The 13979-nt window shown below is 34.0% G+C and carries 8 protein-coding genes; all 8 read left to right on the top strand.

The window, feature by feature from the left end; genetic code table 11:
- The first annotated feature begins 58 nt into the window (after positions 1-58).
- The 8 genes from rlmD (at position 59) to ACFFHF_RS17740 (ending at position 13583) form a co-directional block, all read left to right on the top strand.
- Entirely contained in the window at positions 59-1429 is a 1371-nt protein-coding gene (gene rlmD, locus ACFFHF_RS17775) for a 23S rRNA (uracil(1939)-C(5))-methyltransferase RlmD (protein WP_377058717.1), read from the top strand.
- Between the two features lie 272 nt (positions 1430-1701).
- Positions 1702-2541, top strand: a complete 840-nt coding sequence (locus ACFFHF_RS17770) for a hypothetical protein (protein WP_160548404.1) — start codon at positions 1702-1704, stop codon at positions 2539-2541.
- Between the two features lie 65 nt (positions 2542-2606).
- Positions 2607-4475 (top strand): DNA methyltransferase, encoded by a 1869-nt coding sequence (locus ACFFHF_RS17765; RefSeq protein ID WP_160548403.1) that lies wholly within the window; start codon positions 2607-2609, stop codon positions 4473-4475.
- Between the two features lie 11 nt (positions 4476-4486).
- Positions 4487-7120 (top strand): restriction endonuclease, encoded by a 2634-nt coding sequence (locus ACFFHF_RS17760; protein WP_160548402.1) that lies wholly within the window; start codon positions 4487-4489, stop codon positions 7118-7120.
- 68 nt (positions 7121-7188) lie between these two features.
- Entirely contained in the window at positions 7189-8604 is a 1416-nt protein-coding gene (locus ACFFHF_RS17755) for a Wadjet anti-phage system protein JetA family protein (RefSeq protein WP_340902043.1), read from the top strand.
- A gap of 5 nt (positions 8605-8609) precedes the next feature.
- Complete coding sequence (locus ACFFHF_RS17750; protein WP_160548401.1) at positions 8610-9233, top strand: DUF4194 domain-containing protein; 624 nt, start codon at positions 8610-8612, stop codon at positions 9231-9233.
- The gene (locus tag ACFFHF_RS17745; RefSeq protein ID WP_019155468.1) at positions 9205-12411 is read left to right on the top strand and encodes an ATP-binding protein; all 3207 of its coding nucleotides are present in this window, start codon (positions 9205-9207) and stop codon (positions 12409-12411) included. Before ACFFHF_RS17750 ends, ACFFHF_RS17745 begins: the two co-directional genes overlap by 29 nt.
- Positions 12408-13583 carry a Wadjet anti-phage system protein JetD domain-containing protein gene (locus tag ACFFHF_RS17740; RefSeq protein ID WP_160547848.1) on the top strand — a complete coding sequence of 392 codons (1176 nt, stop codon included), beginning with the start codon at positions 12408-12410 and terminating at the stop codon, positions 13581-13583. The genes ACFFHF_RS17745 and ACFFHF_RS17740 overlap by 4 nt, the downstream gene beginning before the upstream one ends.
- Positions 13584-13979: the final 396 nt, after the last annotated feature.

Raw genomic sequence — 13979 nt, 5'->3', positions numbered from 1 at the left:
ATCCGAGAGGTAGTTATGATACAATTTTTCATATCGAAAAACATAAAGGAAGTAACCAATGACAAAAACAATACCCGTTCAAAAAAATGATTATATAGAAGTTGTATTTGAAGACTTAACCCATGACGGTGCAGGAGTAGCGAAAGTAGATGGCTATCCGTTATTCGTTAAAAATGCGCTACCTGGTGAAAAAGCAAAAATAAAGGTTATTAAGGTCAATAAGGGATATGGATTCGGTCGATTAGAGGAAATCCTTGAAGAGAGCCCGTATCGTGTGGATACCCCGTGTCCGATTTACAAAGAGTGTGGAGGCTGTCAGCTTCAGCATTTGAGCTATGAAGGACAGCTGTTAGCAAAGGAAAAACAAGTAAGAGATGTGCTTACCCGCATCGGCAAGCTAGAAAATGTAAAAGTTCATCCGGTATTAGGCATGAGTGAGCCTTGGAGATATCGAAATAAAGCTCAAGTTCCTGTGGGTGAGCGTGAAGGTGGCTTGATTGCCGGTTTTTATCAGCAGCGAAGCCATGAAATCATCGATATGGAAGCTTGTATGATTCAGCAGGAAAAAAATGACGAGGTCGTACAGGCAGTAAAGAGAATTTGTACGAAATACGGAGTCACTGCCTATAACGAACAGCGTCATAAAGGATCGTTAAGACATATCATGGCTCGTCATGGACAAGTTACGAAGGAAGTTATGGTCGTTCTTGTCACACGTACACCTGATCTTCCAAACAAAGAGAGGATCGTTAAGGAAATCGTGGAGGCAGTTGAAGGGGTCAAATCGATTATCCAGAACGTTAACTCGAAGAAAACCAATGTCATCCTTGGTGACGAGACTCGTGTGTTATGGGGAGAAGAGGTTATCTATGACTTAATCGGAAACGTCAAATTTGCGATTAGCTCAAGATCGTTTTACCAAGTGAATCCAGCGCAAACGAAGGTGCTTTATGACCAGGCACTTTCTTACGCTGAATTGACTGGTGAGGAAACAGTGATCGACGCTTACTGTGGGATTGGAACGATTTCGCTGTTTCTTGCGCAAAAGGCGAAGAAGGTGTATGGAGTTGAAATTGTCCCAGAGGCCATTGCCGATGCGAACCGGAATGCAGAGTTAAATGAGATTGATAATGTAGAGTTTGCGGTAGGTGAGGCAGAGGTTGTGATCCCTAATTGGTATAAGGAAGGGATTGTGGCGGATGTACTTGTCGTGGATCCACCACGTAAAGGCTGTGATGATGCATTGCTGCAAACGATTATTGAGATGAAACCGAAGAAGGTTGTGTATGTGTCTTGTAATCCGGCAACTTTAGCACGGGATTTGCGAATTCTTGAGGATGGTGGGTATCGCACGGTTGAGGTTCAGCCTGTAGATATGTTTCCGCATACGACACACGTCGAGTGCGTGGCGTTGATAGAGTTAAAATAGCTTAGTATCAATAGGTTTAGCGATTTCCAACAATATATGAAGTGTATTTTATGTTCCCTCGGACTAATGGTTCGGGGGATTTTTTGACCCCCGGGGTCTTACTTTTTCGCGTAACTAGGTAGTGTTTTAAGGTTTCCGTAGTTTTGCGTGAAGGATTTTTGTAGGATATTGTTTGTTTAATCAAAGTCAACAGGTTAGAAGGTTTGCTATAATTATGACAACTTTATGGATTGGAAAATATATATCAATAACAAATGAAGGGAGGCAATGTAATGATTAAAAAGAAATTTATAAGATTAGTTAGAAATGGAAAACAATTGTTAAGAATAAAAGTAAAGGAAACTCCATTACGATATAATACAAGTAAAGGTGAAGTTGATATATTAATAGATTCTGCAGCTAAAAACAAATGCTTTGATGTAGCCTGTTTACAAACTGAAAAAGGCAGGGTCTTTTGTGGAAAACCTATAAATTCAGCCTCGTGGCATGGTTATTATGATGAACGAGAGAATCCTATCAAGCTTCCTGTTATTCACTTTAAGCATAATCATGATAAGATTTATAGCTCTAGACATAGGGGAGTTGTTCAACAAGAGAATATTTTCCTATTTCCTATCTGTAGTGTTTATTTACCTTCTCAATTTGATACTTCAGACTTAACAGAGGTTCAGGAGAGAGAGGAAGACATTATTATTGAAATGGACGATAGGAGCAATGTACGAGTTGATTTTTTTATATTACCTAAGGGGGTAACAGTTGATGAATTTGTATCAAATATAAGCCTTTCGGTTACCTATTTTATGAGTGACATAACAATTTTTAATAAAAGTCTTCGAGGAGAATTTAGACCGCTTCCTGTAAAGAGGAATGAGGATATAGAGTTCCTGAGTATGCAAGTAGGCGAGTGGGATATGCTTGTACGTATAATGTATACAGAAAAAACCTATGAACCTGACCTTTGTGGTAGATACAGTTTGCTTTTTCATGATCCGAATGAAACGATAGATATGTTATTAGATAGGACAATCGGCTTTCCAAATGAAGATGGATCTGTTGAATATGTTTCTATGAAGGAACGGTATTCAAGTGAAATAAATAAATTGAAATTGTAGCATTACCTGTTATGTTTATGGGTAATAATTGCAAAGGATATAGTCAAAATGGAGGGAGAAAAACTGTGGTTGAAAAATTAATGTTAAATTCTTTAGACATTACTTCGGATAAAATTAATCAGTTAAAAAAAATTATGCCCGAAGTATTTACTGACGGGAAAATTGATTTTCAAAAGTTTCAACAGATTTTGGGAAAACAAATTGAAACTGATCAAGAACGATATGGATTATCATGGGCAGGGAAAAATGAAGCAATAAAAAACATTCAGACTCAAAGCACAGGAACATTAAGGCCGATCCTTGATGAATCAATTAACTTTGATAAAACATCCAATATATTAGTTGAAGGCGATAATTTAGAAGTGTTAAAGCTCCTTCAAAGAAGTTATTATGGAAAAGTTAAAATGATTTATATCGATCCCCCATATAATACAGGCAATGAATTTATATATCCTGATAATTATAGGGAGGGTCTGGTTGACTATTTGAAGTATACAGGTCAGATAGATGAAATGGGCATTAAGCAGTCTACAAATTCTGAAACAAGTGGAAGATATCATTCGAAGTGGTTAAGTATGATGTATCCACGTTTATTCCTTGCTAGAAATCTTTTAAAAGAAGATGGACTGATATTTGTTAGTATAGATGATCATGAGTATGATAATTTGAAAAAAATATTAGATGAAATTTTTGGTGAAGAGTCTTACCTTGGTACATTAATATGGAAGAGGAGACAAAATGTGGATAGTCGTTCTAAAAACGGTATTTCCCAAGACCATGAGTACATAGTTTGTTATGGTAGAAGCATAAGCTCAAAATTACGTGGGAAGGACAAAGATTTAGATAAATATTCAAACCCTGATAATGATCCTAGGGGGCTTTGGATGAGTGATAATATGGTCGGCTTAGCAACCAAGGAGCAACGTCCAAATCTACATTATGATTTAACAGACCCAATAACTAATATTACTTATTCTTGCCCACCTACTGGTTGGCGTTATGAACCAAAAAGGATGAAAATATTAATTGAAAATGGTGAAGTTATTTTTCCTAAGAATCCAGATGGACGCCCTCGTCGAAAGAAATTCTTGAAGGATTTAGAAAGTAACTATACTGGTTTTTCAACAATATTAGATACGGTATTCAATACACAAGGTACTCGTGAAGTTAGGCAAATCTTTAATGAACAAGAAGTATTTGATTTTCCGAAGCCAGTAGGTTTTATACAAGAGTTGTTAAGGCAAGGATTAGGTGAAGAAGATAGGCAAATAGTTTTAGACTTTTTTGCTGGTTCTGGTAGTACAGCGCATGCATTAATGAATTTAAATGCTAGTGAAAATAAAGAGCATCAATATATTCTAGTTCAATTACCTGAGCAAACTCCTGAAAAGTCAGCCGCTAGAAGTTTTGGATTTAGTAAAATGTCTGACATTACAAAAGAACGTGTTCGCAGAGTAATTTATAAGTTTCAACAAGAGGAGCAAGAGGGATTACAGTTTGATAACGAACATAAAGTTGGTTTAGGGTTTAAAGTGTTCAAATTAGATTCTAGTAATTTTAAAGTTTGGGATGGTTCAAAAGTGGCAGCTCAGCCAGACCAGATTGAAGAACAGCTAGATTTATTCGTGGAAAATGTAAAAGATGGACGCTCTGAACTGGATATTTTATATGAAATTGTGTTGAAATCTGGTTTTAACCTTACAACAAAAATAGAAGAAGTTGAGCTTGCAGGAGAAAGAGTGTATTCTGTTGCAGAAAAATCATTATTTGTTTGTTTACTTGACAGAATGAATAAGAATCTTATTCAGGCAATGGTTGAAGAAGAGCCGGAACAGGTAGTTTGTTTAGATATGGCTTTTCATGAACAAGATGAATTAAAAACAAATACAGTTCTTGAGATGAAGTCAAGAACTATCAAGTTTAGAACGGTCTAGGGGGCATATAATTGAAAATTCAGTTTGAGGCTAACCAGGATTATCAATTGGATGCAATAAAATCAGTTGTAGAGGTTTTTAATGGACAACCCTTGGCTAAAGGGCAATATGAGGTTGATTTAACAGGCATGGTAGGTGGATTTTTATCAGAACTGGGAACGGGAAATCAACTGTTATTAGAGGATTGGCAGATATTAAAAAATGTCCAAGCAATTCAAGAAGAAAATAAAATTTCACCCATTGATGAACTAAAAGGAATGCACTTTTCAATTGATATGGAAACAGGGACAGGAAAAACCTATGTTTACTTACGAACGATTCATGAGCTCCATCAAAAATATGGATTTACTAAATTTATTATCGTTGTTCCCAGTGTCGCTATTCGTGAAGGGGTTCTGAAAAATTTAGAAATTACACAAGATCATTTCCAGACGATATTTGGAAAGCAGCCCCTTGACTATTGGGTTTACGATTCAAGTCGAGTTTCATTGTTACGCCAGTTTGCTAGCTCCAAGGAATTACAAATTATGGTCATTAATATTGATGCTTTTAATAAAAAGGATAACAATATCATTCATAAGGAAAACGACAAACTCTCAGGGAGAAAACCGATTGAATTTATTCAGGCTACTAATCCTATTCTTATTATTGACGAACCACAAAACATGGAAAGTAAACAAGCAAAGGATGCTATTCAATCGCTAAATCCTTTGTGTACATTACGTTATTCAGCTACTCACAGGAAACTATATAACCAACTATATCGTTTAGGACCAGTACAAGCTTATGATATGAAGTTGGTAAAGAAGATAGAAGTTGATTCTGTTTTAGATGATCCAGATTTTAATCAGCCCTTTATTGCTGTAGAATCTATTAAAGCAACAAAAACAAAAATTACAGCTAAGGTAAAAATGGATATACAGGAAAAAAACGGACCGAAACGAAAAAGCATATCGATAAGTAAGAATGGTACAGATTTATATGAAATCTCTAATGAGAGAACTATGTATAAAGGTTTTGTAGTAGATTATATCGATGCAGGCAGCGGATATATTGCTTTTACAAATGGTGTTAGCCTAAATGAGGGACAAACTATTGGTGGACAAACAGATGAATTAATGAAGGTTCAAATTTATGAAACGGTAAAGGAACATCTTGAGAAAGAGTTAAGAATTAGACAAAAGCGTCCAGAAGGCCGTCGATTAAAAGTACTATCCCTATTTTTTATTGATAAAGTTTCGAATTATACTGAAGACGACGGGAAAATACGTCTGTGGTTTATTGATGCGTATGAGGAGTTATCTTTTAAGCCACGTTACAAAGACCTCAATCTTCCAACGGTGGAAAAGGTCCATAATGGATATTTTGCAACTGATACAAAAGGTAAAGCAAAAGATACAAGAGGTAATACGAAAGCAGACGATGAGGCATACCAATTAATTATGAAAGATAAGGAGAGGTTATTGTCACTGGAAGAACCGCTTCGTTTTATCTTTAGCCACTCTGCTTTACGTGAGGGTTGGGATAACCCTAATGTGTTTCAAATCTGTACCCTCAATGAAACGAAGTCTGAACTAAAAAAGAGACAGGAAATAGGGAGAGGTCTGCGTCTTCCTGTAGATGAGACAGGTAATAGAATATTTGATGATCATATAAATCGCTTAACCATAATTGCTAATGAGAATTACGAAGATTTTGCTACTTCTCTTCAAACTGAAATTGAAGAAGAAACTGGCGAGGTGTTTAACAAAGAGAGAATAAACAACAAGCGAGAGCGTAAGAAAGTGAACCTTATTCCTAAATGGCGTGATCACACAGAATTTGTTGAGCTATGGGAAAGAATTAAGTATAAGACTCGATACTCCGTACATTATGATTCAAATGATCTAATTGTAAGGGCTGCTACTGCAATACGACAAATGCCCAAGGTGGAAAAAACAAAAATTTATACACGGAAGGCAAGCTTTGGAATTACGAAGGATGGTATCTCTAATAAAATGCTTGCTATTAACGAAGCTAGTATAGATTATAAAATTACTAACATCCCTGATATTCTTTCTTATATTCAAAAGGAGACTGAACTAACACGTAAGACAATAGCTGTTATTCTCAAGAAATCCAACCGTCTCGCGGATATCTGGCAAAATCCACAACAATTTTTGGACCAGGTAACTAAAGCTATTCGTATAACCATGCAAAAGATGATGGTTGAAGGAATAAAGTATGAAAAAATATCTGGTGACGAATATGAAATGAGATTATTCGAGGAAAATGAAATAGAAGGCTACATTAGTAGAATGGTTAGCGTAGAAGGATCTATATATGATGCTCTTGAGTATGATTCTGAAGTGGAGAAAAAGTTTGCAGAAGAATTAGATCAACGTGAAGATATTAAGTTTTTCCTTAAACTCCCTCGCTGGTTTACTGTTGATACACCACTTGGAAAATACAATCCAGATTGGGCGATTGTTAGACAAAGAGTAGGAGAAGAAGCTAAACTCTATTTAGTTGCCGAAACAAAATCAACACTTGATGAGACAAAACTTCGTGAAAGTGAAAATGATAAGATAGAGTGTGGGAAGGCGCACTTCAATGTACTAGAAGAAGTTACTTTTAAGAAAGTGACGGCTGCGGAGCAAGTCTAAACTAGTTATTCAGAGAAGGAGGCCCTGAGCTTCCTTTTTATTTTACTATCAAGAGTGTTAAGAAAGAGGTGATTATAATAAATTTATTCAACATAATTTCAGAAGATTTTTTCAAACCATTAACGAGCAAATATAAAACTACCTATATTGATTGTATCAGGCTCATATACAATACATATAAAACTGAATTGTCGTTTGGCGTTGATAAGGAAGTTATCCTTGCAGAGCTTGAAAGTTATTTTGAAGATCAATCAAGTGAAGATATGATATTTGATGATAATGAAGAGATTGCAAAGGACTCCAGGGCAAAGGCAAACGCAATTTTACGTAATTTAAAGGATAATGGTTGGATAGAATATGAGGTTTCCAATGACTATAGGGTAAAGATAAATTTGTTTGATTATGCTGCTACTATGATTGAATCTTTCAACAAGATATTAAAGAATGAAGAAATGGAATATCAGAGCCTAGTATCTCAAATACATGCCACCCTTTTGAATAAAGAAGCCTATGTGAAGCCCTATGAATATATTATAAAACGTGTAGTAGAAAATACGGAAGAATTAATCACGGGTCTAAAGAAACTAAACACCAATATTAAGAAATATATTGATGCTATTACAAATGAAAAGACGGCTGGGGAAATTGTACAGGATTTCTTTGTTTACCATAAAGATATCGGATCTAAAGCCTATCATCGTATTAAAACGAGTGATAATATATCACATTTTAGAACGTCAATAATTGAGAATCTTTACAACATATTAAATGATAAAAATATTTTTGAGCGTGCAGTACTGGGCTATATGGAAATAGAGCAAGTAGAAGAAAAAGTAGAAGCAGAAGATTTATTGAGAGGAAAGATATTAAATGTTATCTCGGCCTTTAGAAATTATGATGATATTATTTCCGAGATAGACAATAAAAATGCTAAATACATTGGAAGTGCTGTTGCAAGAGCGAAGTTCCTGTTGACTAATACCAATAATGCAGAAGGTAAGATTTCAAAGATACTAGCGTATTTATCTGATGAATTTAATCGTGATGAAACCATAAACCTATATGATGAGGTGGATGACACACTCCTTGATGTGTTTAATATATTCCCACAAGGATTTATCGATAGTGACTCGCTATATGTAGTTCCTATTTCAAGGAAAATGTCTATTCCACAAGAACTTAGCTCTACGCTTGGGATTTCGGAAGATGAGCGAGAACGCCGGAAACTTGCTTTACATGAAAAAAATAAGAATAGATTTTCTAGAAAAAATATTAATACATATATTGAAGAATTATTAAGGGATAAACAAGCTGTCCTGGCTTCTACGCTTCCTTTAGATACTAAGAGAGATTTAATAAGGATAATTTTTATAAGTCTCTATGGAAAAGACAAAAAATCTATGTATAAAACAACCCAAACTAATGAGGTTATTACGGTTAATGATTTTCGATTCTCAGATTTTGTGATTGAGAGGTGTGAATAGTAAGAATGGAAATATTAAAAGAAAGTGTCATACAAAAAGAAAAATTTAGAACGACTGCTAATAAACTTCTCAATCATTGCTTTATCCTTAAGAAAAAAGACGATACACGGAATGATTATATTTTTATTGTCCAGAATAGAGAGCTTTTCATAGAATACTTCGATTTACTAGGTTATAAAATTGAAATTAATGAGATGCAAGGCGTTGTTGCCCTTACTAATGTTGCTGGCACTGGGAGGATAAGGCTAAGGAAAATTGAAAGCATTATTTTACTAATCTTGAGGCTATTGTATATCGAAAAACGGAAGGAATTAACTCTGAATGAGGAAGTAATCGTTTTATCAGATGAAATACACGAAAAGTATAATATGCTCAAAATTGAGGCCAAAACAAACATAGATAAAACCGTGTTTAGAGATACAATTAGACTGTTTAAGAGATTTAATATCGTTTCAAATCTTGACAGTGATGTTACGATGTCTGATGCAAGAATAAAAATTTATCCGTCCGTATTATTTGCTGTGCCCAATGATAATTTAACTCTTCTTTACGATGCTATAAATGAAAAACTAAATAAATATATGAATGGAGGTGAGCAGAATGATGATGAAGAAACTATGCAGGATTAGGTTAATTAACTGGCATTACTTTGTTAATGAAACCATTAGTGTCAATGGCTCATTTTTAGTCAGTGGTGAAAATACGGCAGGAAAATCAACAATTTTAGATGCAATTCAATTAGTTTTAACTACGAATACACGTAAGTTCAATACAGCTGCAAATGAGAAAAGCAGTCGTGATTTAAAGGGCTATGTCCGTTGTAAAACAGGAATTGAAGGTAGTAACTATGTCAGAAGTGGCAGCGTAATTACATATGTTGCACTGGAATTCTATGAGGAAAAAACAAGTAAATATTTTACTCTTGGAGTTAAAATAGATTCACCAGATGAAGAAAGTAAACTTACAACAAAATGGTTTAGAGAAGAAAGTAAACTTGAGGAATTATCTTTCTTGACCGGCGGAAGGCCATCTACGACAGAGGAATTTAGAAAAAATGATAAAAAGGTGCAGCTCATTTCACAGATTTCTGAAGCTAAAGCAAGGTTTGGGCAAAGGCTAGGTAATTTGGAGCCTCGATTCTTTGATATGATACCTAAATCCTTAGCATTTAAACCTATGGATAATGTTAAAGATTTTATTAATAAATTCATACTCCCAGAAAAAACAATAGAAGTTGAAACTTTGAGAAATAATATAGCTGCTTTAAAAGAGCTAGAAGATTTGATGGATTCAACTAAGGAAAAGATATCAGAGCTTGAGACGATTTTATCAAAAAATGAAGACATTGTTTCAAAAGATCGAGAGATAAAGACCAATGAAATTTTAATAAAAAAAGCTGAGATTGAAGCAAAAAAGCAAGAATGTGAAGAACTGATACAAAACAATTACGTCTTAGGGCAAAAGCTTATTAATCAGCAGAATATAGAAAAAACTCAAAAAGTAAGTCTTGAAAATGAGAGAGATAGACTTGCTAGTCTACAAGGTGCACTCTCAAACAATGAAACAACACTACTTATTAAAGATATAAAACATAGAATTGAAATACTGAAGAAGGATAAGGAAAAAGAGGTAATAGAAGTTAATAAACTTAAAGCCATGTTAAACAAAGTCGTTGATGCATTGAGCTTATTGCATCAACATGAAGTGTTTATCATGACAAAAGAAGAACTATTAAGTTTAGAGACGGTAAATACAGAAACTGAAAAGAAAGCGGAAATGATCTATAAATTAGAAAAAGAACTTAAGAAATTATTTGAAGAGTATAGCTCTGAACACTATAGAATCAAGGATTTACTTGAAAGATATAAACTTCAAAGGCTTGATTTAGAAAATGAAATTAGAAATCTTAAAAATAAGAAATTAACATACCCACCGAATACAATGAAATTGAAAACAGCGATTGAAAAGGAATTTTTAAATCAGGGAATACGAAGTGAAGTGAGAATCTTCTCAGACTTGCTCGAGATTACAGATAGTAAGTGGCAAAATGCAGTAGAGGGGTACCTTAATAGTCAGAGATTTTACATTATTGTTGAGCCACAACATTATCGAGTGGCGTTAACGGTTTACAATAATATTAAAAAGGAAGTCCATACAGTGGGACTTGTTAATACTGGAAAGCTTGATACTAATGCAGTGGCTGACAAAGATTCACTTGCATATGTTCTAAAAAGTGATAATCGTTATGCAAAAGCATACGCTACCTACTTACTTAATCGTGTTTTCCGTTGTGACTATATAGAAAACCTAAAAAACTATAAAGTTGCAATAACATCTGATTGTATGCTTTATCAAAATTTTGCAGTTCGTAAAATCGCTGAGAGTGTCTATCATACTCCTTATATAGGAGCACACGCATATGAAATTCAGCTTAAAAATAAAGAAGCTGAGCTAGAAATTTTAAAAGAGGATATAAAAAAAGCAGAAAGTAAACTCGTTGATGATAAAGAAATAATAGAAAAAATAAACCTATGTAAAATGGATGTCCTAAAAGAAAACATGGATGCCCCTAAACGTTTGGCAGATAATATTGACTTGATCAACGGGGAGTTATTCGAGCTAAAAAAAGCACAAGCTAATCCAGGGTATATTGAGATACAAATGCAGATTGACGAATGTAAACAAGCGGTAGATAAAAAACAAATTCAATATAATACCCTTTTTGAAACAATTGGTAAGCTTAAAAATACCATAGAATCAAATGAGGAAAATATAGAAAGCAAGGGAAGCCTAATTTCTGCATTAGAAAATAATTTCAATGACCTATGTAATATTGACACAGAAATTACTATACAAGGGATTAATAAGTTTAATGAGCAAGTAAAAATCAAATCTCCAGCAACTATTGTTCATAATTTTTCACCACTTAAAGTTGGATTGGAAAATAAAAAAGAGGAGTATTGTACCGAGCTGATTAAGCTCCAAAGCAGCTACTGTAGTAAATATGACTGTGATCTCGGTACTGGGTATGACCAAATCAATGAATATATTCAGGAACATCATAAGTTGGTAGCATCAGATATTATAAAATACGAAGAGGATTTAAAAAGAGCTAAAGAGAATTGTGAGTTAGAATTCAGGGAATCATTTTTGGCGAGATTGAAAGAAAACATCGAGAATGCAAGATTAGAATTTAAAAACCTCAATTCAGCACTTAAAGATATATATTATGGTGAGGATCGTTATAAATTTGAAATAACCTACAATAAAAAGAAGGAAAGCATTTATCATATGATTACTTCAAAAGATAATAATGAAGGATATACTATATGGTCCAATTCCTTTGAAGAAGAATATAAGGAAGAAATGGAAGATTTATTTGCTAAATTAACTGCATATGACGATAAGGGAGAGAAAGTTCTAGCAGAGTACACGGATTATCGTAGTTATTTAGACTATGATATTGTAATTGAGAAAAAAGATGGAACGGTTCAACGTTTTTCTAAAATCTATGGAGAAAAGAGCGGTGGGGAAACCCAAACCCCATACTATGTTGCAATAGCGGCATCTTTTGTTCAGCTATATAAGCTTGGCGATACGATTAGAATTATCATGTTGGATGAAGCCTTTGACAAGATGGATGACAACCGAATCAGTGCTATGATGGACTTTTTTAACAGTCAAAATTTCCAAATTATATTAGCGACTCCACCTGCAAAGTTAGAAGTAATTGGTGAAAAGGTAGATACTATTTTAATGGCAATGAGAGAAGGGAGTACATCTATAATTGAGGAGTATGACCTATGATAAGCAAGTATGAAAAGGAAATTATTAATAAGTTATTGGATAAGTATGAGAAAAGCAAAAGTTTTGTCGGGGAAAATAAAGTGAATCAAAGATTTAATGTGAAAATTTCTTCGGTATTTCCCAGATACACTGATCACTCAAATTATGAGATATTTCAGGCTGTAAATGAAGCCGTTGATACTTTGGTGAGAGCATCTTTTATCATTGCAAAGGCAAATTCTGCCCATGTGTACAGTAATGTCATTTTGAATGTTGCTAAACTAGAAGATATATATAAATATATTGGTCGAAAACCTAAGAAGGACATCAATAGTTCAGTATTGAATCTAATGGAAATCTACAAAAACAAAAATCAAATACTAAATAAATATTGTGAAACACAATATGAGAGAATCCATTCTAATAAAACGATACAGTTTTTTAATAATGATTTAGAGGAATTAGAGAATATTTTAATAGCCGTTGATGAGTTATTGAAAGTTGACACTGAAACCTTTTCCAGAGATTTTTCAGTAAAAGTTTTTAAAGATTCAAAGGTCTTTGAGCGAATTGCAGGTAAAGTAGTAAATCTTATATACGAATTCGGTGTTTTTCCGGAAAAGGATCGAATTTTAGGTGATCTAAATATTGTAAAAAACCCCACTTATGTAAATTTTAAAGGCCCCGGGAGTATAACTATAAATGACCAGAAGATTGACTTAACAAGCCTGAGTAGCGACATTGCTATCTCATCAAAAATGCTTTCTGATATTGAATGCATTGAAGTGACAGGAAAAGCTGTCATAACCATTGAAAACTTAACCAGCTTTCATACATTCAGCGATAAAGATATGCTTGCTATTTATCTTGGTGGCTACCATAACAGAGTGAGACGAGAAATTATTAAAAAAATACATCAACAAAATTCTCAGATAGCTTTTTATCATTTTGGCGATATTGATGCTGGTGGATTCTATATATTGGAGCATTTAAAGAGGCAAACAGGCGTAGATTTCATACCATTTAAAATGGATATAGAAACCTTAGAAGCACACAAAAAGTATACCAAAAGATTAACAGAAAATGATAAAAAAAGACTTACGAAGCTAGTTGATAGCCAATATCATAAGGTAATTAACTATATGCTTGAAAACAATTGCAAGTTAGAACAAGAAGCTGTAAATGTTGAATGATTTTTTGTTATTGCTAATAAAAAATTTATGACCACCTATGACCACCCTAGTGTAGAGACCCATGTATATTTGATGTCCAGAAAAAGAAGAATGAGAAGCGTTGATGATGAATTATTTGACTTTTTTCTAATAACTTTTCCTTATATAAACTTCTTTTATCCACACACTTATTCACATAATGTGCAAATGCAAAGGAGCTATTGTTATTCAAAGCTGTAATACATATAATTTCCTGTATAATATAACATATAATTAATATCCGATATTAGTGGTAGTGTCAAAAGTTCTATGAAAACTATGTAAAGTATTAGATCACTTCCATTGGGGGGACGTGAGGCCCCGCAATCGCTCTTGACAAACAGTCGAAAAAGGTTGCGATAAAAGTATCAAGGGCGA

The organism is Robertmurraya beringensis, from assembly GCF_042433785.1.
Lineage (GTDB): Bacteria > Bacillota > Bacilli > Bacillales > Cytobacillaceae > Robertmurraya_A > Robertmurraya_A beringensis.
The sequence above is the reverse complement of the archived record's forward strand: the minus strand, read 5'-3'. Positions and strand labels throughout refer to the sequence as shown.